This window comes from Luminiphilus sp. nBUS_16 (genome assembly GCF_051201645.1).
In the GTDB taxonomy this organism is placed as follows: Bacteria; Pseudomonadota; Gammaproteobacteria; order Pseudomonadales; family Halieaceae; genus Luminiphilus.
This window is the reverse complement of the sequence record NZ_CP179205.1, coordinates 3,439,692-3,460,822: the sequence shown is the minus strand read 5'-3', so window position 1 is coordinate 3,460,822 and position 21,131 is coordinate 3,439,692. Positions and strand designations below refer to the sequence as shown.

General features: G+C 52.2%; 19 protein-coding genes. 8 read left to right on the top strand and 11 right to left on the bottom strand.

Going from position 1 to position 21,131, the window contains the following annotated elements:
* Positions 1-33 precede the first annotated feature (33 nt).
* Positions 34-1,149 carry a PilT/PilU family type 4a pilus ATPase gene (locus ACMAY6_RS15245; protein ID WP_435213219.1) on the top strand — a complete coding sequence of 372 codons (1,116 nt, stop codon included), beginning with the start codon at positions 34-36 and terminating at the stop codon, positions 1,147-1,149.
* Here the strand turns inward: ACMAY6_RS15245 and ruvX are convergent.
* The 4 genes from ruvX to gshB are packed head-to-tail and all read right to left on the bottom strand — an operon-like array spanning position 1,146 to position 3,867.
* Positions 1,146-1,568: a Holliday junction resolvase RuvX gene (gene ruvX, locus ACMAY6_RS15240; protein WP_435213217.1), complete on the bottom strand. Its 423-nt coding sequence runs from the start codon at positions 1,566-1,568 to the stop codon at positions 1,146-1,148. The two genes, ACMAY6_RS15245 and ruvX, sit on opposite strands and share 4 nt — an antisense overlap.
* Entirely contained in the window at positions 1,565-2,137 is a 573-nt protein-coding gene (locus tag ACMAY6_RS15235; protein WP_435213215.1) for a YqgE/AlgH family protein, read from the bottom strand. Before ACMAY6_RS15235 ends, ruvX begins: the two co-directional genes overlap by 4 nt.
* Positions 2,138-2,162: 25 nt before the next feature.
* Positions 2,163-2,882 carry an energy transducer TonB family protein gene (locus ACMAY6_RS15230; protein ID WP_435213213.1) on the bottom strand — a complete coding sequence of 240 codons (720 nt, stop codon included), beginning with the start codon at positions 2,880-2,882 and terminating at the stop codon, positions 2,163-2,165.
* Positions 2,883-2,907: 25 nt separating this feature from the next.
* The gene (gshB, locus tag ACMAY6_RS15225; RefSeq protein ID WP_435213212.1) at positions 2,908-3,867 is read right to left on the bottom strand and encodes a glutathione synthase; all 960 of its coding nucleotides are present in this window, start codon (positions 3,865-3,867) and stop codon (positions 2,908-2,910) included.
* A gap of 77 nt (positions 3,868-3,944) precedes the next feature.
* Between gshB and ACMAY6_RS15220 the strand changes: the two genes are divergently transcribed.
* Positions 3,945-5,189, top strand: coding sequence for an alpha/beta hydrolase fold domain-containing protein (locus ACMAY6_RS15220; protein ID WP_435213211.1), 1,245 nt, complete (start codon positions 3,945-3,947; stop codon positions 5,187-5,189).
* Here ACMAY6_RS15220 and ACMAY6_RS15215 read toward each other — a convergent pair.
* From ACMAY6_RS15215 to ACMAY6_RS15195, 5 genes are read right to left on the bottom strand one after another with little or no spacing between them, the layout of a single operon-like run.
* Entirely contained in the window at positions 5,186-5,917 is a 732-nt protein-coding gene (locus tag ACMAY6_RS15215) for a 16S rRNA (uracil(1498)-N(3))-methyltransferase (protein ID WP_435213210.1), read from the bottom strand. The two genes, ACMAY6_RS15220 and ACMAY6_RS15215, sit on opposite strands and share 4 nt — an antisense overlap.
* On the bottom strand, positions 5,880-6,773 hold the full coding sequence (metF, locus tag ACMAY6_RS15210) for a methylenetetrahydrofolate reductase [NAD(P)H] (protein WP_435213208.1): 894 nt from the start codon (positions 6,771-6,773) through the stop codon (positions 5,880-5,882). The genes ACMAY6_RS15215 and metF overlap by 38 nt, the downstream gene beginning before the upstream one ends.
* 10 nt (positions 6,774-6,783) lie before the next feature.
* The gene (gene ahcY, locus ACMAY6_RS15205) at positions 6,784-8,175 is read right to left on the bottom strand and encodes an adenosylhomocysteinase (protein ID WP_435213206.1); all 1,392 of its coding nucleotides are present in this window, start codon (positions 8,173-8,175) and stop codon (positions 6,784-6,786) included.
* Positions 8,176-8,196: 21 nt separating this feature from the next.
* Positions 8,197-9,354, bottom strand: a complete 1,158-nt coding sequence (gene metK / locus ACMAY6_RS15200) for a methionine adenosyltransferase (RefSeq protein ID WP_435213205.1) — start codon at positions 9,352-9,354, stop codon at positions 8,197-8,199.
* 16 nt (positions 9,355-9,370) lie between these two features.
* Positions 9,371-10,354, bottom strand: a complete 984-nt coding sequence (locus ACMAY6_RS15195) for an ArsR/SmtB family transcription factor (protein WP_435213203.1) — start codon at positions 10,352-10,354, stop codon at positions 9,371-9,373.
* Between the two features lie 120 nt (positions 10,355-10,474).
* Between ACMAY6_RS15195 and rpiA the strand changes: the two genes are divergently transcribed.
* Positions 10,475-11,149 (top strand): ribose-5-phosphate isomerase RpiA, encoded by a 675-nt coding sequence (gene rpiA / locus ACMAY6_RS15190; protein ID WP_435213201.1) that lies wholly within the window; start codon positions 10,475-10,477, stop codon positions 11,147-11,149.
* Positions 11,150-11,261: 112 nt separating this feature from the next.
* Here the strand turns inward: rpiA and ACMAY6_RS15185 are convergent, their stop codons facing one another.
* Entirely contained in the window at positions 11,262-12,641 is a 1,380-nt protein-coding gene (locus ACMAY6_RS15185) for an FAD-binding oxidoreductase (RefSeq protein WP_435216059.1), read from the bottom strand.
* Between the two features lie 320 nt (positions 12,642-12,961).
* Between ACMAY6_RS15185 and ACMAY6_RS15180 the strand changes: the two genes are divergently transcribed.
* From ACMAY6_RS15180 to ACMAY6_RS15160, 5 genes are all read left to right on the top strand, one after another.
* Entirely contained in the window at positions 12,962-13,543 is a 582-nt protein-coding gene (locus tag ACMAY6_RS15180) for a hypothetical protein (protein ID WP_435213199.1), read from the top strand.
* A gap of 210 nt (positions 13,544-13,753) precedes the next feature.
* Positions 13,754-16,606: a TonB-dependent receptor plug domain-containing protein gene (locus ACMAY6_RS15175; protein ID WP_435213197.1), complete on the top strand. Its 2,853-nt coding sequence runs from the start codon at positions 13,754-13,756 to the stop codon at positions 16,604-16,606.
* A gap of 71 nt (positions 16,607-16,677) precedes the next feature.
* Positions 16,678-17,580, top strand: coding sequence for a class I SAM-dependent methyltransferase (locus ACMAY6_RS15170; RefSeq protein WP_435213195.1), 903 nt, complete (start codon positions 16,678-16,680; stop codon positions 17,578-17,580).
* A gap of 91 nt (positions 17,581-17,671) precedes the next feature.
* Entirely contained in the window at positions 17,672-18,808 is a 1,137-nt protein-coding gene (locus tag ACMAY6_RS15165) for a putative 2OG-Fe(II) oxygenase (RefSeq protein WP_435213194.1), read from the top strand.
* 190 nt (positions 18,809-18,998) lie between these two features.
* Entirely contained in the window at positions 18,999-19,613 is a 615-nt protein-coding gene (locus ACMAY6_RS15160; RefSeq protein WP_435213193.1) for a putative 2OG-Fe(II) oxygenase, read from the top strand.
* Positions 19,614-20,008: 395 nt separating this feature from the next.
* Here ACMAY6_RS15160 and fba read toward each other — a convergent pair whose 3' ends face one another.
* Entirely contained in the window at positions 20,009-21,058 is a 1,050-nt protein-coding gene (gene fba, locus ACMAY6_RS15155; RefSeq protein WP_435213191.1) for a class II fructose-bisphosphate aldolase, read from the bottom strand.
* Positions 21,059-21,131 lie beyond the last annotated feature (73 nt).

The window sequence follows — 21,131 nt, the reverse complement described above, 5'->3', positions numbered from 1 at the left end:
TAATAAGAACAAACTGTGGAGCACTGAACGGGTATGGTAGACATCCTCAAGGTAATAGTCGAGCAGCGCGCGTCCGACGGGTTTGTTTTAGTCGATGCTCCCATCACGATTAAAGTCGACGGTAACTTTGTGCAAGTTGATAAACGCCTTCAGTCTGAGGAAGATGTTCGTGATCTGATTTTGTCCACAATGAGCCCGGCTCAGCGTAGTAGCTTTGCAATGAACCATGAAGCCAATTACGCAATTACCCATCCTGAATACGGCCGTTTTAGAGCCAGTGCTTTTGTACAGCGTGGTTTACCGGGGCTGGTTTTACGCAGAATTAGCGCTGAAATTCCGAGCTTTTCTGACCTGGGGTTACCTGAGGTTATTGCCCAGCTTGCAATGCTGAAACGAGGTCTGGTTATTTTTGTCGGTGGCACGGGTACTGGGAAGTCAACATCTTTAGCAGCCATGCTGGACCATAGAAATACCCACAGTCATGGGCACATTGTCACCGTTGAGGACCCCATTGAGTATTTGCACCAGCACAAGGGGTGCTTAGTTACGCAGCGGGAAGTGGGCCTAGATACAGAGTCTTATGACGTGGGGCTCACCAATACATTACGGCAAGCTCCCGATGTCATCATGATCGGCGAGATTCGTACGGCCCGTACTATGGAGGCGGCGTTGGCCTTTGCTGAAACCGGACACTTGTGTCTGTGCACCTTGCACGCCAACAACGCTAATCAAGCATTAGACCGTATACAAAGCTTTTTCCCCGTTGAGCAGCACAATCAAGTCTGGATGGATTTGTCGCTGAATTTAAGGGCCATGGTGGCTCAGCAGTTACTACCCCGACAGGATGGGCAAGGCCGAGTTCCCATTGTTGAGGTTTTATTAGCAAGCGCACTTGTGCAAGACCATATTCGCAAAGGAGAGGTCCACCTGATCAAGGATCTTATGGCGCGTTCAGCAGAGCAGGGCATGCAAACCTTCGATCAATCTTTATTCAAGGCCTATCAAATGGGCTTGATATCAAAAGAGGAAGCTATTCGCCATGCTGACTCAGGCAATGATGTCCGTCTGAATATTAAACTCGATGAACGCGGTTCTGAGGGCTTCATGAATGAGCTTGATTACGAGATAGAAAGGGATACACGGATCTAGCTCGCAGCGTGTTCCGATAACCAGGTTTGTAAAATAAGCTGTGCTGCATGCGCGTCTACCGCGCCATGGTAAGCAAGGCCCTGCTCCTCGAGTTGACTTCTTGCCTCTCGCGAGGTCAAACGCTCATCAATTAGTGCGACGGGAAGATTAAAGCGACCCTCAAGTTGCCGGCTGAAGCGTCGTGCACGACGGGTGATTTCTTGCATCGACTCGTCCATGTTGAGGGGGTCGCCCACAATCAGAAGCTCGGGCTGCCATTCCTCAAACAGCGTGGCTATTTCCTCCCATTTGGGAGCGCCATCTCGGGCCCTCAAAACACAAAGAGGCTCGCAAGTGGAGAGCAAGGTGTTGCCAACGGCCACCCCGATGCGCTTGAGGCCCCAATCAAAGGCCATGACTCTGACCGCAGGTGGGCTCATGAATGCCCCGCCGTGTTAGACATCAAACGGATATCAATACCCAGCCGAAGTCCTGCTGCGTGTAGGCGTTTTTCGTAAGGCGTTTCAAATAGAATTTCTGCATCAGCTGCCACTGTCAGCCAGGCGTTAGCCGCCAATTCATCCTCAAGCTGGCCTGCCGACCAGCCCGCGTAACCCAGCGCAAGTAAGGTTTGGCCCGTATCGTGGCCGTTGGCAATAGCCACGAGAATATCTTTAGAGGTGGTTAGCCAGGTGTGACTTCCGGTCTGCACGGTGGATTCCCACTGACCCTCTTGGTCATGGAGCAGGAATCCGTGTTCAACCTGTACTGGGCCTCCTGCCAACGCTATTTGGTCGGGAGTGCAGTGGCTCGTATTCAGGTCGAGTTGCTCAAAGATTTTTGCAAACGGAATGTTTGAAGGCTGGTTTATCACGATGCCCATTGCCCCTTGAGTGTTGTGCTCGCAAATATAGGTCAGTGACTTTGCGAAGAACCCGCTCGATAGTGCAGGTGTTGCCATAAGGAAGTGGTCTTTCAATGAGTGAAAGTGCTTTGGTATTTGGGACATGATTATTTTCGCGAGACCATTGGTTTTATTGTTGCCCTACGGGTTGGGAGCGGAATTGCCAGGTACGCACAATATCCAGTCGCCCCGTTTGTTTTGCCAGTGCCTCGGAAAAGGGCGGAAAAGGCGCCGCCAGAACGACAGTATCTTGAGCCGCTCGGTCGAGCCGAGTATCCCCGCTGGATTCAAGCACACGAATGCGTTCAAGATTTCCGTTAGCGGCAACAGTCACCATAAGACGGACATCACCGTTGGCGCTAATGGGTCGACCTCGGTACAAAACGTTTCCTATTTGCTCCACCCGGGCTCGCCACCGAGAAAGGTACTCTGCATCGAGTGATCGGCGGGCCGCGACAGCACCTATGCGGGTATTGGGCTGCACATTCTTATCGGATAGCGATGACAGGGCTTGTTTTAGATCCTTGAGCTGACGATCAATAGCGTCTGGGGTGACCTCTTCCGGGGCGAGTTCACCGTCGGCACCATCGAGCTCCCGTGAAATAGTCATTGTGGTCTGTATTTGGAATTGCGCCGCTGCCGGCGCGGGCTCTTCTGCCATACCCAGCTGATCCTGAGCCGCAACGTGCTGAGCTGCCACTGGAGCCTGATTTGAGGGTGTTAACAACACCGTTACCGCGATGCTCGGGGCCTCAAAGTCTTGCCAGGTAGCACCGAACCCAATGGCCAAAATGATCAAAGCGTGAATAGCTAAGGCAGCGACTAAAGCCGGCGCGATCGGCTCATTCATTGGGGCGGACGCCCCTAGGAGCCGATTAGCGGCCAATGCGCTGCCATTCTGATTCGATGCAATTCATGAGCTTTGCGGCAATACCGGGGGAGGCTTCGGCCTCGATTTCTCGCAAACACGTTGGGCTGGTGACATTGATCTCAGTGAGATGCTCGCCAATAACGTCTAAGCCGACAAAGAAAAGTCCGCGGTTTCGAAGGTCTGGTCCCACCTGGTCCGCAATCCAACGATCGCGATCGGTCAAGGCTTGAACGCGCCCAGAACCGCCTGCGGCTAAATTTCCGCGACTCTCTCCGGCCAAGGGAACGCGAGCTAGGGCATAGGGTATAGGCTCACCATTGACCATAAGAATCCGTTTATCGCCGTTGACAATATCTGGAAGATAAACTTGTCCCATGATGGTTTGCTGTCCGTTTTGAGTCAGGGTTTCCAAGATAACGCTGAGATTGGGGTCACCCTCGCGGACACGAAAAATGGAACTGCCGCCCATGCCATCTAGAGGTTTGAAGACAACGTCTTGATGTTGTTGGTAAAAGGCGCGAAGTTGCAAGGGGTCCCGGCTGACAATGAGTGTGGGGCAGCACTGTGGAAATTCGGTCGCGTAAAGTTTTTCATTGCAGTCGCGTAGGCTGGCGCATCGGTTGACGATGAGAGTGCCGCGGCGCTCAGCGTTTTCCAGTAAATGGGTGGTGTACACAAACTCCATGTCAAATGGCGGATCCTTGCGCATTAATATGGCATCGAGATCTGCTAAGTCTCGATCCTCTTCGGCGCCGAGGGTATAGAAATCATTCGCATCCTCACGGACCTCAAGGGGTCGCATCCGGGCGCGAGCTAGGCCGGCATCTAGATAAAGACTGCTTTGTTCCATGTACCATAGGCGCCATCCTCGGTCTCGGGCTGCCCACAGCAACGCCAGAGAGGTATCCTTCTTGTAATTGATGGCGCTGATGGGGTCCATGACCACACCGATATCGCGACTCATGCTAGGGCCTCGGTAATAAAGTGTCGTTACGTTACGGCTCGATGCGTTGCCATGCAACCAAAATGGAATAACTAACTATGGTCACGGTTTATTGGGTGTTCACCTCGTTGATGGGAATAGCGACGCTGACCGCGTTGATTCCCGGTCGAGCTTTGGGCTGGTGGGTGCCGCTTTGGTTTTTGGTATCTACAGCGACTAACGAGTTGGCGGTCTGGGGCCTTATCATGCACTTATTGATGTTGGCTATTGGCGTTACTTTTTTTGATCCTAGTGACCCCTTTGTGCGCTCTGCTTTGTGTGTGTTGATGCTTTCTTGCCTGGGCACGTTAATTTTATTAAGGCGGCATTTCGAAAGCGGACGTCAATTGGAGCGGGCTTTACAGGCTGGACTGCCCCCAAGTTTTGAGGAAATGATTCCCTTAGACCGGCGGCGGCGTCTTAGCCGGCAGATAACGGCCAAAGATTGGTTACATCCCATCAGTTTTGCGCGCCATGGTGTCCGTAGAGAGAGAAACATTGCTTACGGTGAGGCGGGCAAGCGCAACCTATTGGATATCTTCACGCCGGTTCGTTCCGGTTCTGATCGGCCAGTGTTGCTGCAAATTCACGGCGGCGCATGGTTGGTCGGTAAAAAAGAAGAGCAGGCGTTACCGCTCATGCATCATATGGCATCTTTAGGTTGGGTGGTGGTGGCGATCAATTACCGATTGTCACCCCGGGCCACGTTCCCAGACCATATTATCGATGTAAAAAAAGCGACTGCTTGGGTGCGTCAAAATATACATAAGTGGGGCGGAAACCCCGACTTCATCTCGGTAACGGGCGGCTCTGCCGGCGGTCATTTAACAGCCTTGACGGCCATGTCGGGCAATTACGCACCCTGGCAGCCGGGCTTTGAGACTGCGGATACTCGAGTTCAAGCTGCGATGCCGCTGTACGGCGTTTATGACTTTTGTAATCGCGTAGGCATTCGCCAAGGCACCCGAATTGACGACTACATTATGAAGAAGGTGATGAAAAGCACGCCTGAGGACGATCCAGAGGCCTTTGACCGTGCCTCGCCGGTTTGCTGGGTTGACGGTGAGGTACCGCCCCTATTTCTTATCCACGGTAGCCATGACACTTTGGTCTGGGTGGAGGAAGCGCGACGCTTTGTCGCTGAGTTATCGGCGGTGAGTTCAACCTCTTTGGTGTACGCCGAACTTTATGGTGCCCAACACGCCTTTGAAACGGTTCACTCCCCGCGCACCTCGCACTATTTAAACGCGGCGGCGTGGTGGCTGGAATGGGCCTATGCCGACTGGTGTGCAAAACGCCCTTAAGGCTGACCCATGTCTCCCCAACGGGCTCCAAGTATTGAGAGGGCTACCAAGGGAGCCGTCTCTGTGCGTAGCACCCTAGGGCCCAGTTTTAGGCCAATGAAGCCAGCGTCTGTGGCATGGCTCCTGTCAATGTCGGAAAGCCCACCTTCCGGCCCTACTAGCAAAGCCACTGAAGTGGGTCGAGCTGCCGGCAGGGTTCCTGTTTCGCGGTGATGTAAGAATAACTTGGCTTGGGTGTCTTGCCTTTGAGTCCAATCAGACAGCGGTGTCGGATCGAAGACTTGGGGGACAACGGCTCGGCCGCATTGCTCGCAGGCGCTGCGGATAATTTGCTGCCAATGTGCAACACGTTTTGGGATTCGCTCTGCGGGTAGCTTCACGTCGACTCGGTCGCTGAACAGGGGGGTGATGCTAGTGACGCCAGCCTCGGTAGCTTTTTGAATGGCCCAGTCAAAGCGATCTCCCTTGCTAAGACATAAACCTAGCTGGGTAGTCAGTGGTGACTCGGTGTTGGGGTTTGAAGCCTCTCCCACCGATACCGTCACCCCGCGTTTTTGCAGGTCGATAATGGCGCACTGCCAATCCTGCCCCGTGCCATTAAACAAGGTGATGCTATCGCCGACTCGAGCCCGTAAAACTTTAACTAAATGATGTGCAACCGCAGCTTCAAGTTGAACCCGGTCGCCTGCCTTAAGCGACTGATCGCTGTAGAGCCTGATCTCCCGCATGGTTGTCTCCACCCTTCAACAGACCAATGTTGCGCGCAATGGTACGCATGGGTTCGGCCTGATTCATAGTGTAAAAATGGATGGGGGGTGCACCGCTGTCAATGAGCGTTGAACAGAGTTGGGAAACCACCTCAATGCCAAATTTGTAAGCACTGTCAGGGTCCTCAGCAAAATCGGCCATGCGCTGGCGAATCCAACGTGGCACTTCTGCGCCGCAGGCGGTGGAAAAGCGCATCAGGTTGGCAAAGTTAGTCATCGGCATAATGCCGGGGTGAATCGGCTGTGTGATACCTGCTGCCGCGCAGCGATCCATAAAATAAAAATAGGACTCTACATTGAAGAAATACTGAGTGACGGCGGCATCAGCGCCAGCATCTAATTTCGCCTTGAGAAAGTGAACATCGTGACTATAGCTGACCGCCTCGGGGTGGATCTCGGGATAAGCGGCAACTTTAATATTGAAGTGATCGCCCGTGGTTTCTCTAATGAAAGACACCAGTTCGTTGGCATAGACGCAGGACTTTTCCGGTGTCCCATCGCCGGCTGGAGCATCGCCTCGAAGCGCAACTAAGCGTTGCACGCCCTGCTGTTGATACTCTTCGAGCAGCCCCTTCATTGTCTCCCGGTTATCGGTTCCGAAGCTCAGGTGTGGCGCCACGTCTTGGCCCGCGTCAGCGATAGCGGCAACTGTAGCCACGGTGGTGTCGCGGGTAGACCCGCCGGCACCATAAGTGATCGAGCAATACTCTGGGTTGAGATCTGCCAATGCTGGCAGCGTCTCGTTGAGAAGTTTTTCCCGCCCAGCATTCGTTTTGGGCGGGAAAAACTCAAGGCTGCAACTGCCTTCCGTGGCCATTGTCGAGTCCTCAGTACTTGTAGCTGTCGGTTTTAAAGGGGCCATCTACCGTGACGCCGATGTAGCCGGCCTGCTCTTCGGTAAGGCGAGTGATCACGCCGTCGAACCCTTTCACCATGAGTGCTGCAACTTGCTCATCGAGATGCTTAGGCAGCACTTCGACAGAAATATTGGCTGTTTTTTCAGCCTCAGGCAGGTCAGCAAAGCGCTTGGCATACAAATGGATTTGCGCCAAAACTTGGTTGGCGAAAGAACCATCCATAATACGTGAGGGGTGACCCGTTGCATTACCTAGGTTGACCAAGCGTCCCTCGGACAGTACCAGCAGGTGGTCATTGCTGGCACGATCGCGATAGATTTTGTGTACTTGAGGCTTCACCTCTTCCCACTCCCAGTTCTCGCGCATGTAGGCCGTGTCAATTTCGTTGTCAAAGTGACCAATGTTGCACACGACGGCACCGCACTTGAGGGCCTTCAGCATTGCAGCATTACAGACGTTGAAGTTGCCCGTTGAGGTGACCAGCAGATCGGTTGTGCTCAACAATTCGGTGTTAATACATTCTGGCGTGCCATCGTTGATGCCATCGTTAAATGTGGATACCACCTCGTAGCCATCCATGCAGGCTTGCATGGCACAAATAGGGTCGACTTCGGTAATGCGGACAATCATGCCCTCCTGACGAAGGGACAATGCCGAGCCTTTGCCCACGTCTCCGTAGCCAATAACCAATGCTCGCTTACCGGCGAGCAAGTGGTCCAAACCGCGCTTGATAGCGTCATTCAGACTGTGGCGACAGCCGTACTTGTTGTCATTTTTTGACTTTGTGACCGAGTCATTGACGTTAATGGCCGGAACCTTCAATTCACCGTTAGCAATCATTTCATATAGACGGTGAACGCCGGTGGTGGTTTCCTCGGTGATGCCGTGAATGCGCTCAAGCATTTCTGGGTACTTTTCGTGCAGCATGCCGGTGAGGTCACCGCCATCGTCAAGGATCATATTGGCATCCCAGGGCTTACCGTCTTTAAGAATGGTTTGCTCGATACACCACTCGTATTCTTCTTCGGTCTCACCCTTCCACGCAAAAACGGGTACCCCAGACGCGGCAACGGCTGCAGCAGCGTGATCTTGGGTGGAGAAAATGTTACACGACGACCAGCGAACTTCGGCGCCGAGTGCAACCAGAGTATCGATCAGTACACCGGTTTGGATGGTCATATGGATACAACCCAAGATTTTGGCACCGGCGAGAGGTTGCTCGTCGCGGTATTGGTCGCGCAGAGCGATGAGAGCAGGCATTTCACTCTCTGCAATGTCGAGCTCGCGTCGGCCCCACCCGGCTAGGTTGATATCGGCGACTTTATAGTCAGTCACATTGCTAAGTTCTACAGCTGTGTTCATGGTTTATTCCTTTCAGTGAGTTCAGGCTGAGGCGCGCAGCGCGTCGGCTTTATCAGTACGCTCCCAGGGGAAGTCGACGTCGTTTCGGCCAAAATGGCCGTAGCTGGCGGTCATACGGTAAATAGGCCGCTTCAGGTCAAGCATTTCGATAATCCCTTTGGGACGTAAATCGAAGTGCTCCCGCACCAGGCGGGCTATTTCGGCATCGCCAATAGCGCTAGTGCCGAAGGTGTTAACAGAGATTGAAGTGGGTTCTGCCACGCCAATCGCGTAGGAGACTTGTATTTCGCAGCGTTCGGCGAGTCCTGCTGCAACGATATTTTTAGCCACATAGCGCGCCGCATAGGCCGCTGATCGGTCAACTTTTGAGGGGTCTTTTCCAGAAAAGGCCCCGCCGCCGTGACGAGCCATACCGCCGTAGGTGTCCACAATGATCTTGCGGCCTGTTAAACCGGCATCGCCCACGGGCCCGCCAATAATGAATTGCCCGGTGGGATTGATGTGATACCGAGTATCGGCATGAAGCCAAGCCTCGGGAAGTACGGGCTTTATCACATGCTGCAATATTTCGGCGTGAATATCGGCTTGGCTAATACCTGGGTCATGCTGGGTTGACAGTACGACAGCATCGACCCGTGCTGGCTTGCCGTTTTCGTCATAGGCCAATGTCACCTGGCTTTTGGCATCGGGTCGCAGCCAGGGCAAGGTTCCTGCTTTGCGCAATTCGGCTTGCTTCTCAACCAGCCGATGAGCGTAATAAATCGGGGCGGGCATGAGCACATCTGTCTCGTTGCTAGCATAGCCAAACATGAGCCCCTGATCGCCCGCACCCTGTTCTTTGTCCTGGCCCTCGTCAACGCCCATGGCAATGTCATGAGACTGCTTGCCGATCGCATTGAGAACGGCACAGGAGCTGCCGTCGAAACCGACCGCTGAGCTGTTGTAACCAATGTCATTGACCACGCCGCGAACAACCTCTTCCAAATCGACATAGGTGTTGGTGGTGACTTCACCCGCAATCACGACCATGCCGGTTTTCACCAGCGTTTCAACGGCGACCCGGGCTTGTTGGTCATCGGTCAAAATCGCGTCCAAGATCGCATCTGAGATCTGATCGGCCATTTTGTCCGGGTGGCCCTCCGAGACGGATTCAGAGGTAAATAGTGAGTACTCACTCATTGTACAGTTCCTTATTTTAGAGTGTTGGTCTTTGAAATAAACGGACTTGAATTTGAAAGCCATTGCGCTGAGCAATAAACAACTCGGCCTGGCTGTGCAGGCCGGCTTGGTCGGCCCACTGGGTTAACGCCGCGGGCTCAAAGCCTAGCCAGAGATCTCCGCAAACTTCTCGCGCCCAGTCTTGATCGTGGGGACACAATTCACTCACGATCAGCACCCCGCCAGCTCCCACCAATTGGGCGCTATCTCGAAACGTGGCCTCTGGGTTGAGCGTGTGGTGCAGCACCATGTTTGCAATAACGGCATCGAAACATTGTTGCTGCTCTATGAGTAGGCTGGCCTCCCCCAAGGCGAAGCGAACGTTTTTGGTCTCGCCCGCTTTGGCTTTGGCTTGCTCTAGCATTGCGGCGGAATTATCCAGTGCCACAACAGTCTCTGCTTTCTCAGACAAATCAGCTAACAGGCTGCCATCTCCAGGACCTAGCTCGAGTATGGACTGCAGCGGTTGTGTTGCCTGTCGGTCGAGTAAATGCAATGTGGCCTGCCGGTAATCCTCCCAGGAGGCAATCAACTCTTGCTGCTCGCGGAACCGGTGGCTGTTTTCTTGAAAAAAAGCCAATGAGTTTTGCTCGCGGAGTTTCTGGACCCCGGCTATCCCAGCGCTGAGCCCCTGCGAAAGCGGTGTTTCATCAATGTGGCGCAGAGCCTCCTCTATCAGGGTGGCGTTATGACCCTCAGCCAGCTGCCGACGGTAGAAGGTGACGGTGCCTTCGCGACGGCTGGTCAGTAAATTGGCTTTTACCATCACTTTTAGGTGGTGGCTCAGCGCGCTTTGCGCCAGTTCAAAGATGTGACACAACTCTGTGACGTTGAGCGAACCCTCTTTGAGAATACGCAAAATGTTTATGCGCAATTCATCTCCCAGCGCCTTGAATAGCGTTGTCAGGGGCACCTCGCTAGGACGGGAGGCCAGCGGGACAATGTTTGATTTTGGGGACATGGACGAAGTCTAGCACTGGAACTGGAAAAACATCAAAATATTTTGATGTAATAAATTCTGCCGCCCTGTGTCACTATCCGAGATCAACATCAAAGGCCATGGCAGCGAGGGGTTAAGGGAGTGGATCAGCAAGGGATGAAAGAAGCCGTCGCGTTGGCGGCGCTCGAATGGGTTGAGGCCCTCCCCAGTGACAGTCTGGTATTAGGCATTGGCACTGGAAGCACAGCCGAATGCTTCATCAGGCTGTTGCCCAGTATTAAAGGGCGCATCGATATCACCGTATCGAGCTCACAGCGCTCTGAAGCTCTGCTTAAGGAGTTGCAAATTCCAGTGGGAGATCTCAATGGCGTCGGCGAGTTAGATGCCTATGTTGATGGCGCCGATGAAGCCAACCAGCAGCTGCAGCTTATAAAAGGGGGAGGTGCCGCTCTGACCCGTGAAAAAATTGTGGCTGCTGCTGCGAAGCGTTTTTTATGTATTGCAGATGCGTCAAAAAAGGTTGCTACGCTGGGGGCCTTTCCGCTGCCAGTCGAGGTAATTCCCATGGCTAGAAGTTTTGTAGCCCGTGAGTTGGTCAAGCTAGGCGGGCAGCCTATTTGGCGCGATGGCGTGGTAACAGATAACGGCAATGTGATTCTCGACGTTCACGGGCTTTCCATTGACCGCGCTTTGGAGACTGAGGCGGCCATTGATCACATTACCGGGGTGGTTTGCAGTGGCCTTTTTGCCCGACGGCCCGCGGATGTACTGATGCTGGGCACCCCTGAAGGTGTGGAGACTTTGGTGGCCGGCTGACCCCTTGCTCTTGTAAGCAGCCATGGGCGGTGCCTAAAGAGTCGTCATAAACAGCAGTTTTGCGAGGCGGCACGGTCAGCGGCCACAACTTGGGATAAAGAAGCGTTCTGGGTTATGCGTCGAAGACCTTACCTGGATTGAAAATTCCGTCGGGGTCGAACTGAGCTTTAATACCGCGCATCAAAGAGATTTCAGCCTCATCACGACTGAAATGTAAGAAGTCCTTTTTCAGCAGCCCGACCCCATGTTCCGCCGAGATTGAGCCTCCAAGATTCTGCACCGCGGTAAATATATGGGCGCTAACCGCCTTGCAACGTTCCTGAAAATCATCCACGGATACCCCATCGGGCTTGAGGATATTCAGGTGCAAATTGCCGTCCCCAATATGGCCGTACCAAACGACCTCCAAATCGGCGTAATGTTGGGCAACCAGCGCGTCAACGCTGCTCAATAGCTCAGGCGCTTGCTGCACCGTCGTGGATATGTCGTTTTTATAGGGTGTCCACTGGGCAATGGTCTCGGAGATGTCTTCTCGCAGGCGCCAGAGGCTGCGGCGCTGACTTTCATTCTGACTGATTACAGCACCCTTTACCCACCCTGCAGCCATGCAAGCTTCAACCAATTCAAGGGCCTGTGTCTCCGCCGCCGTGGACGTACATTCAAACTCCACCAGAGCGTAATAAGGAAAGCGTTCTTGAAAGGGCGGTAGTATTGAATGCGCAGCGGTCACTTTTTCCAAAGCGAGATCAGAGAAAAATTCAAAGGCAAGCACTGAAAGTTTGGCTTGGCAGTTGGCCAGGACTTCCATAAGCGCTGGCATGGATTGAACACCAAGCACCATCACCCGTGGGTTTGTCGGTGGGTGGGTGAGTGCTAGGGTCGCCTCAACAATGACACCTAAAATGCCCTCCGAACCAATAAAAAGGTGGCGGAAATCGAGGCCCGTGTTGTTTTTGATCAAACCGTGGTTCAGATCCAGCAACTCACCGGTGCCGGTCACTACCTTCAGCCCTGTCACCCAGTCACGGGTCATTCCGTAGCGAATAACCTGAATGCCCCCGGCATTTGTAGCAATGTTTCCCCCGATCTGACTCGAACCACTGGAGGCGAAGTCGACGGGATACGTAAGGCCCTCTTCGACGGCGGCTTGCTGTATCTGCGCCGTGATGGCACCCGCTTCGCAAGTTACGCTACGCCCCGCTTTGTTAACGGGCGAAATTTTTCTCATCCGTTCCAAAGACAAAACCAGCTCGCCGCCCGCCGCCATGGCGCCGCCGCTTAGACCCGTTCGGCCTCCCGATGGCACTAGCTTTGCTCCGTATTGACGGGCAAGGTGCACGATAGCTTGTATTTCGCCGATCGAATTGGGCAGTAGAACCCCGGACGGCGCCGGCGCCACGAATCGCGTCCAATCCCGACCGTAGTGTTCCAGTGAGTGGCTATCGGTGAGGAAGCGCTCATGTCCCAGCAGCTCGATGAGCGAGATGCCCATAGCCCTAGGTAGTCTAGTGACGTTTACTGGCTGCTTATTTGCCACGGTCGTTGACCTTTATATTGGGGGTACGTCCTTCGCCTTCCGCGACATGTGAAACTGGCGATGGAGCTCATTGTAATTGACAACCAGTTTACACCTCCTCGGCGGATGGAGGTGCAGTCATGGTTTCTAGCGCTGCGGTTATGGTTTGGGCGTCAGCTAGCAGTGCCCTTTTTAACAATAGAGTTATGTAAGTAAACTTCACCATCTATATACTGACGATGAAGCCGCCCCTGTAGAGCGGCCTTTCACTCTTTGTAGCAACAGGGGAATCCATAATGCTGCGTGTCATGACTGCCTGTCTCATTTGTCTGCTGCCCATGTGGGCATTTACGCAATCGGATGTTTTTAAAGGTCTCGCCGAAGAGATGACATCCGCAGAGCGTGAAGCCTCTGGCGTGGAAGAGCTTTCGGGCCCCCAACAAGAGTTTCTCAATAATTGGCTACGAGACCGGTTTATGCCCGCCGGATCTAACACCGCGACACCGGCAGTCGATGGTCAGGGGATGGGCGCAGGTACTTTGAGTGATATTGAACAGGAAAAAGCCATCGAAGCTGAGGTCGAGCGTCGGGTGACGAGGGAGCTTGCTGCTGCAGAGGAGCAGGGGGTTCAAATGAATGAGTCTGTTGGTGAGCCATTCGAGGCGTCCATTACAGGCGTTTTCACAGGGTGGAATGGCGGTACTGTTTTTGCCTTGGATAACGGAGACGTCTGGCGCCAGCGCAATGACAAGGTTTACCATCATCGTGATGCAGATAGGCGAGTGCGGTTTAAACGTGGCTTGTTGGGTCTTTGGAGAATGACGGTAGTGAGCACTGGGGCGTCGGTAGCAGTTGCCCCAGTCTTTGCGGGACGCTAACAGCCAACAACCGACAGCCCACAAACCAATAAATACTCGTAAAACCACGGTAATAATCACACTTACCATGCCGTGTTCATGGTTGACTGCGGCCGTTTCTCCGGCGACGATACCGAGTTCACGACTATGTAGTCCCGTGATGTCAGTCACAGGCCGCACATTTTTTCCCAATTGCATTAAGAATTTTTTTTGACCACTCGAGAGGTTCCTATGAAGCCCTTAATTAAAACACCCCTAAGCTTTGCTGTTTCTGCGGCTCTAGCTGGGATGATGTTGCCGACTTTGGCTTTGGCACAAGATGATGCTGCTGACGCAGAAGTAGAAGAGGTAATCGTGACTGGTTCGCGAATTGCCAAGCAAGACTTCGTGAGCAACAGCCCCGTTGCAACGGTTGGTAGAGAGCAATTTGTATTAACTAATACAATCAACACTGAAGCATTGTTGAACAGCTTGCCCCAGACTGTTCCCGGCTTAGACCGAACTTCGAACAACCCGGGAAACGGTACTGCGACGGTAGACTTGCGAGGCCTAGGTGCCAACAGAACGCTGGTCTTAATTGACGGTAAGCGTGTAACCCCAACGTCTTCAAGCGGCATTGTTGATATCAACTCTATTCCAGCGTCTCTCGTTAAAAGCGTAGAGGTGCTTACTGGTGGCGCCTCAGCGGTGTACGGTAGTGATGCTGTGGCAGGTGTTGTCAACTTCATCCTCAGAGACGATTTTGAGGGCGTTGAGCTCAATATGAGCACCGAGCAAACAGAAAAAGGCGATGCTGGGCTTAGCACTATCGATCTAACGATTGGTGGTAACTTTGGCGGCGATCGTGGCAACGCAGTATTGAACCTACAGTGGACTGATCGTGAAGACCTGTTCCAAGGTGATCGAGATTTCTCAACCTTTGCCCAGTTCGACGATACAGATGCCAACGGTAATCCAATTCTGATTGACGGAGGTTCGTCAGGTATTCCGGGACTGTCGATTTTTAATGGCGGGCTCGCGGGCTATTCCCCAAGCGCTGGGGTGACTTTCGGTCAAGATGGCAGTATCCGGCCTTTTGAGACCGGTACACCCAACGACTTTTATAATTACGCTCCGGTCAACTACATTCAGTTGCCACAAACGCGTTACCAAGCAACTGCACTAGCGTCATTCGAGCTTACTGAAAACCTAGAGGTTTACAGCAAGGTACTTTATACCTCGAGCTCAGTGCCACAGCAGCTGGCGCCAACGCCGATTTTTCAAACTTCAGAGTTCACAATAGATGGCAGCCCGTTTTTGACGCCGGAAGCCCAGCAAGTGTTGTCTGACGGAATCGGCAGCGGTATCGACACCGATGGCGATGGCATTGACGATACTGGCTCTGCATTGGTACGGCGTCGTCTTCTTGAGGTTGGACCCCGGGTTTCTGACTCAAAGTTCAATTCTTTCCAATTCCAAGTTGGTGCCAAAGGCGCTATCACGGATAGCTGGAGCTATGATGTTTACTACCAAATTGGTCAGGTAGACAGCATTGAAACCCAATTAGGCAACGTAAACCGAGACCGCTTTAACCAGGCTCTGTTGTTGGATCTTAGCGACCCAACAGGTGGGACGTGTGCTAATCCATCTTCTAATGGTTCTACCGTGGGCTGTTCACCAATTAACATCTTTGGTGAAGGAAACATCTCAGAGGCGGGTGCTGCTTACCTCCGTACAGCAGTGTCTTCAAGCGCTTTGTATGAGCAAGAGGTTGTTGGTGCTACGGTTTCAGGCGATTTGTTCAGCCTGCCCGGCGGCCCAATTGGCGTTGCTGTAGGTTACGAGCATATTGATAACAGTTTCCGCTTTAGACCTTCTCAAGACCTGGCGGCAGGAACCATCGCAGGATTCAATGGTGCTCCCGCCGTCTCAGGTAAGTACAACGAAGCGTCTTATTTCGTTGAAGCATACTTCCCGATTCTCAGAGATTTACCTTTAGTATCGCTATTGGATGTGTCAGCAGCTTATCGATATTCCGACTTTTCTACGGTCGGTGGTCTTGATAACTACAAGATAGACTTCTCCTACGCTCCTATCGATTCACTTCGATTCCGAGGTAGTTTCTCAACGGCGTCACGCGCACCTAACATTGGTGAGCTGTTCTCTCCACAGGGTGAGGGGTTTCCGGGCTCAAAAGATCCTTGTGCCGCAGAAGGTAATCCCACAGCAGACGTAGCAGCTATCTGTCAGGCCACCGGTGTGGCGGCATCAGATGTTGGTTCGCCTGCATTGAACTTGCCTGCAGGTCAGGTGCGTCAGTTGAGCGGTGGTAACCCAGACTTGGAGCAAGAAGACGCAGATACCTACACCTTGGGTGTGGTATTCACGCCTTCGGTCATTGATGGGCTGTCAGTAAGCGTTGACTACTTCGATATTGAAATTGAAGGTTATATCGCTAGCTTCGGTGGTGGTGCGAACAACGTGCTTAATACTTGCTACGATCCTGCCAGCGCTTTCGGTGGCATTGGGTCACAGTTCTGTGACGTGGTATCGCGTCGTGCAGACGGCACCATTGAGTCTGTCTCAGTGACAAGCCAAAACGTTGCGGGACAAACGCTCACTGGATTTGATGTTCAGGCGCAGTATGTTCTTGAAGGCCTGGGTGGAACGTGGGCTTTGAACTATTTGGCTACCTTTACCGAGGAATCAGACTTCACTCCGTTTGATGGGGCAGACACTATTGAGTGTGCTGGTAAGTTTGGTCAGGATTGTGGTGAGCCGCTGCCAGAGTACAACCATCGGGCAACTGTAAACTATGCACGTAATAACTGGACTGCACAGGTCGTATGGCGCCACATTGGATCTACTGATGATGATGACGAAAACAATACGTACTTTGTAGAGAAGCTCGACTCAGAGGACTACATCGACGCGTCCGCGCGCTATGAGTTCTCTAACGGCATGTCTCTCATGGCTGGTGTTGATAACCTGATGGATTCCAACCCACCTATCCTGGGTGATAACCAAGAGCAGGCCAACACTTACCCCGCAACTTATGACGTATTTGGTCGTACCTACTTCGTCCGCTTTGGCTGGGAAATGTAAGCACTTAACGTAAGTGTATTGCGAAGGCGCCCCAGTGGGCGCCTTTTTTTTGCAGGGTGGGAGGCAGAGCATTGGTTACAAATGGATGGGAAACTTTTTGGTCCTCGACTGACTCGGATGAAGTTCTCGTAAATGAGAGCGGAAGCAATAACGCGACACTAGAAGCTTTTTGGCGTGACCACTTAGCGCTGGTGTCAGACCGGTCCCGAGTCATCGATGTTGCCTGCGGTGCCGGCTCAGTGCTTCGTAAAATACATCAACCCCCTGACCTATGTGTGGGGGTAGATGTTTCCATCTCGGCTCTTCGCCGAGTTAGCGAAACGAGTAAAGGTGCTGCTACGGTTGTGGCAGACTGTTCTACCCTTCCATTTCCTAGCCAAAGTTTCGATTTTGTCTTCAGCCAGTTTGGCGTGGAGTATGCCGGTATCCCTGCCTTCTTGGAGTGCTCCAGATTGCTCGCACCTGGGGGCGTGCTCAAATTCTTGGTGCACTGCAAAGAAAGCGCCATTCAGCGCTCGGTTGCCCGTGATCTTGCAACCGTGCAAACCATACTGCGGGCAGGGTTTTTTGATGCGGCAAAGCAATTAACACAAGCGCTTAGCTCCAAGATTGAGAGTGAAGTACAGTCAGCCGCCGAGCGCTTTAACATAGCAGAAGCCGCATTACGCTCAGAGGTACCCATTGCACCAACTAATTTTGCCGGGTATGCATACCTTGGGTACCAGAAGTTATTAAGGCAATGGAATCAGTACGACCCCTCCGATGTCTTGTCCTGGCTTACTGGCATGCAGGTAGAGGCAGAAAGTGCTGCTGAGAGGCTATCAAATATGCAAGGCGCCGCACTCGATGATGCTAAATTGACTGAAATAAACACAGCACTTTCTCATGCTCAATTTCCATTGCTTGAAAAGAGGGCGGTGGCTGCGCTTGATAGTGATACATGGATAGCATGGGAGTTGAGTCAGTGCATTTGACCGGCCGGATCGCTGCAAAATGTAGGGTAATGGTGGCCAAATTATTGCAGATAATAGTTGTGATCACCGGACTGATTCCGTTGGGGCTGGAATGAGGCAGAATTTTGGTGATGAAGCTAAAAAAGCATTTGAGGGGGGGAGAATTGCTCAAGCAGAGCAGTTGCTTTTAAAAGCACTAGCCATTCATCCAACAGAGCCCCTTTACAATTTATTGGCAAGATTACTTTGGCTTGAAAATCGGCAGTCGGAGTTTGAAAAACTGTGTAACTCCCTGCTAACGGACCCTGTGTTTTGTTTTTGTGGCGTTGAACTTCTTAGGCAAGTTGAACAATATGATCAAGCACTAAATGCACTCGCCGCACTACCAACCGATCACCGGCAGAATATTCGCTTCTTTCTGAACGCGGCCTGGATTTATATTCAACTGGGTGATGGGCAAAGGGCACACCAATGCGCTTTGCCGGCATTTGAAGCTCAAAATAGTGAAGCCTCTGCAGACGCCTACGTGTCGTCTTTGATCATGATGGGTGATTTTGAAAAAGCAGAGCAAATACTCGCGGCATTGATGGCTGATGAGGCTCATCAGGGTCGGTGGATGGCTTACCAACTCCATGTTGATAGAATTTTGTACCCTGAGAAAGATGGTGATTATAAAGGGCTTATTAAAGTTTTAAATTTGCAAGAAAGGCATCCTCGCCTTTATGAATCAGGTTTTAGTGCGGCGTTACGTGATGCGGTTGAAGAGATCTACCGGTTCAAAAATCACCCGTTGGACCAGTCTTTGACGGGTGGTCAACAAACAGCTGCAAATTTGGTCAACGCTGAAGCGCCCGTATTAAGGCAGTACCTAAAAATGGTGTCTCGAGAGGTTAAAGAGTACTGCAGCCTCTCAGGTGGCAAGAACAAGTTCTTTAATGGCAATAGCTTTGATCATATTTCTATTAAGGAGTGCTGGAGTGTGACCCTTTATGGAGGGCATCACCGACCACACTTTCATCCGGAGGGTGTCGTCAGTGGCACTTATTATTTGACGGTGCCGGGGGGTGCCGAAAAGGGCACGATTTACTTTGGAGTCCCCCCTTTTTCAACGGCAGTGGTTCCTACCCCGCTTTTTGAATACGAGCCCGAAGAAGGGTCACTCATATTATTTCCATCTTATTTTTGGCATGGCACGCGGAAGTCTGCTGCGGGTGAAAGGCGGCAAACGCTGCCGTTCGACGCCGCATAAGCAAGGGCTTCGCTTCCCTGTAGTAAGCATCGCTGGGCTCCACGAATCTGACTTGGGGCCTTAACTAAAAGGGTAACAGGCGTTTTCGTATTGACGCTACCAGGGCGGTTGGGTAATTTATTTGTGCTCCGGCCACGGGTAGGCATTGTCTTATAAACCGTTAAAACACGAGACTACTAAGGTGCAAAATATGCAGATGAAGGTAGAGACACTATTCGCCACACCCCTTGCGAGGGTAGATTTGTCTGGATATATCACCGAAGATCAGGTGGCATTTGTAGATTCACTCACGATGGTGGCTAACCAGACAAATCTAATTTCTGAAAATCTTTACATTCTCGATAGACCAGAGCTTCAAGGGTTCAGAGCTATAATCTCGCAATGCTTAAAGGACTATGCGATTAATGTAATGGGGTGTGATCAAGAGCTCCTGCTTACCCAGTCTTGGGCTCTGAGAAACGCCGAGGGTGTTGGTATGCACTCGCATGCCCACTCCAACTCCATTGTGTCGGGTTCTTTTTATTATACTGAGCTCCCAACACCCGCATCAAAAATGTTCTTTGATCGCAATACCTCTTATCAGCGTTTGGAGCTTCCGCCACATCCTGAGCGGGCGAATATCTTTAATACCAAAATAAATGCCGTAATCCCTAAAACTGGCGAATTACTGCTTTTTCCCTCTGAACTTAATCATATGGTTGAACAAAACCCATCGCCAGAAGTGCGGTCGGTGATAGCTTTCAATACCTTTATCAGGGGTAACATTGGCAGCTTTCGAGACGTCTCCGAGTTGTCCCTAAAGTGATGTAGTAAGGGTGGCCAGTGAGCGGGCCAAAGTTAAAATCTAATTCATTAGCAAGCCCGCAATAGACACTAGCCATATATGTCCATGACTCGGGGGAAACCAAATTCAAGACCAACCTAAGCGGCGGGCTGAATTAGCTGTGGTTTTCCCGTGCCGGACTTGCTGGCTTGCTGGCTACAATGCTACTTGTTTCAAGAATACTCCAAAGGAAACACAATATTTAGTGGGCTTGCGGTCGAAGAGTTCGCTCGCTTCCTTCTGGCGGGTTATTTTTACACCGCAACTTTGAAATACTTGAACCGCTCAATTAATACCAAGCGGGAGCCGGCTCAATATCCAATAGCCGCTGGCTCAAGCATCGCCACGCGGAGGTCTTTAAATCGAATTTTGTTCCGCTATAGGAGTCCCTGGCTGTAGGCTTCCTGAACCCTTGTAAGGGATAGGGGTTTAAGCCTGGACGCGTTACCCGCGGTGCCAAAAGCCTCATAACGGGCAATACAAATATCGCGCATGGCCACTAAGCTGGCTTGGAAATACTTTCTGGGGTCAAACTCAGTCGGATTTTGGGCTAAAAATTGGCGAATTGACCCCGTCGAGGCTAGACGCAAATCAGTATCGATGTTGACCTTGCGCACACCGTGCTTGATGCCCTCTGCCACTTGCTCTACGGGAACGCCATAGGTTTCGGGTATTTCGCCGCCAAACTCATTAATAACTGCGAGCCAGTCCTGAGGCACCGCTGATGATCCGTGCATCACTAGGTGTGTTTTTGGGATACGACTATGGATGGCTTTAATTCGGTCAATGGCGAGAATGTCATCGGTGGGTGGACGGGTAAATTTGTAAGCGCCATGGCTAGTGCCGCAAGCAATGGCAAGGGCGTCGACATGGGTGTCAGCGACAAACTGGGCCGCTTCCTCAGGGTCTGTGAGCATTTGCTCATGGGTGAGTTTACCCGCGGCACCAATGCCATCTTCTTCACCGGCCTCACCGGTTTCAAGCGACCCAAGGCAGCCAATCTCGCCTTCTACGGATACGCCGCAGGCGTGGGCCATATCAACGACGGTTCGTGTAACGCCAGCATTGTAGTCATAGTCCATCGGGGTTTTGCCGTCTTCACCCAAAGAACCGTCCATCATCACTGAGCTGAAGCCCAGTTGAATTGACCGCTGGCAAATCGCTGCTGAAGTGCCATGGTCTTGGTGGACGCACACCGGGATATGCGGAAATTCCTCCATGGCCGCATCCATAAGGGCTTTTAGAAAAGGTGCTCCAGCATATTTTCGGGCTCCGGCACTTGCCTGCATGATGACCGGCGAATCCGTGGCATTAGCGGCCTCCATAATGGCGCGGGTCTGCTCGAGGTTGTTCACGTTGAAAGCGGGTACGCCGTATTGATATTCGGCTGCGTGATCGAGTAATTGTCTGAGGCTTATCAGTGCCATGTTGAATTCTCCTGTGGTATCTATCGCCACCTACTTGGCAGACCTTCTGTAATCCGCAGCTGCTGCCATGCCG

What these genes read in the sequence shown, in the direction of transcription:
- ACMAY6_RS15180 (WP_435213199.1), top strand. Translation starts at nt 12,962, where the DNA reads ATGCTGCGTGTCATGACTGCCTGTCTCATTTGTCTGCTGCCCATGTGG.
- ACMAY6_RS15185 (WP_435216059.1), bottom strand. Translation starts at nt 12,641, where the DNA reads ATGGGCATCTCGCTCATCGAGCTGCTGGGACATGAGCGCTTCCTCACC.
- ACMAY6_RS15165 (WP_435213194.1), top strand. Translation starts at nt 17,672, where the DNA reads ATGAGGCAGAATTTTGGTGATGAAGCTAAAAAAGCATTTGAGGGGGGG.
- metF (WP_435213208.1), bottom strand. Translation starts at nt 6,773, where the DNA reads ATGGCCACGGAAGGCAGTTGCAGCCTTGAGTTTTTCCCGCCCAAAACG.
- ACMAY6_RS15235 (WP_435213215.1), bottom strand. Translation starts at nt 2,137, where the DNA reads ATGTCCCAAATACCAAAGCACTTTCACTCATTGAAAGACCACTTCCTT.
- ahcY (WP_435213206.1), bottom strand. Translation starts at nt 8,175, where the DNA reads ATGAACACAGCTGTAGAACTTAGCAATGTGACTGACTATAAAGTCGCC.
- ACMAY6_RS15215 (WP_435213210.1), bottom strand. Translation starts at nt 5,917, where the DNA reads ATGCGGGAGATCAGGCTCTACAGCGATCAGTCGCTTAAGGCAGGCGAC.
- ACMAY6_RS15195 (WP_435213203.1), bottom strand. Translation starts at nt 10,354, where the DNA reads ATGTCCCCAAAATCAAACATTGTCCCGCTGGCCTCCCGTCCTAGCGAG.
- gshB (WP_435213212.1), bottom strand. Translation starts at nt 3,867, where the DNA reads ATGAGTCGCGATATCGGTGTGGTCATGGACCCCATCAGCGCCATCAAT.
- ACMAY6_RS15175 (WP_435213197.1), top strand. Translation starts at nt 13,754, where the DNA reads ATGAAGCCCTTAATTAAAACACCCCTAAGCTTTGCTGTTTCTGCGGCT.
- ACMAY6_RS15230 (WP_435213213.1), bottom strand. Translation starts at nt 2,882, where the DNA reads ATGAATGAGCCGATCGCGCCGGCTTTAGTCGCTGCCTTAGCTATTCAC.
- metK (WP_435213205.1), bottom strand. Translation starts at nt 9,354, where the DNA reads ATGAGTGAGTACTCACTATTTACCTCTGAATCCGTCTCGGAGGGCCAC.
- ruvX (WP_435213217.1), bottom strand. Translation starts at nt 1,568, where the DNA reads ATGAGCCCACCTGCGGTCAGAGTCATGGCCTTTGATTGGGGCCTCAAG.
- ACMAY6_RS15245 (WP_435213219.1), top strand. Translation starts at nt 34, where the DNA reads ATGGTAGACATCCTCAAGGTAATAGTCGAGCAGCGCGCGTCCGACGGG.
- ACMAY6_RS15160 (WP_435213193.1), top strand. Translation starts at nt 18,999, where the DNA reads ATGCAGATGAAGGTAGAGACACTATTCGCCACACCCCTTGCGAGGGTA.
- fba (WP_435213191.1), bottom strand. Translation starts at nt 21,058, where the DNA reads ATGGCACTGATAAGCCTCAGACAATTACTCGATCACGCAGCCGAATAT.
- ACMAY6_RS15220 (WP_435213211.1), top strand. Translation starts at nt 3,945, where the DNA reads ATGGTCACGGTTTATTGGGTGTTCACCTCGTTGATGGGAATAGCGACG.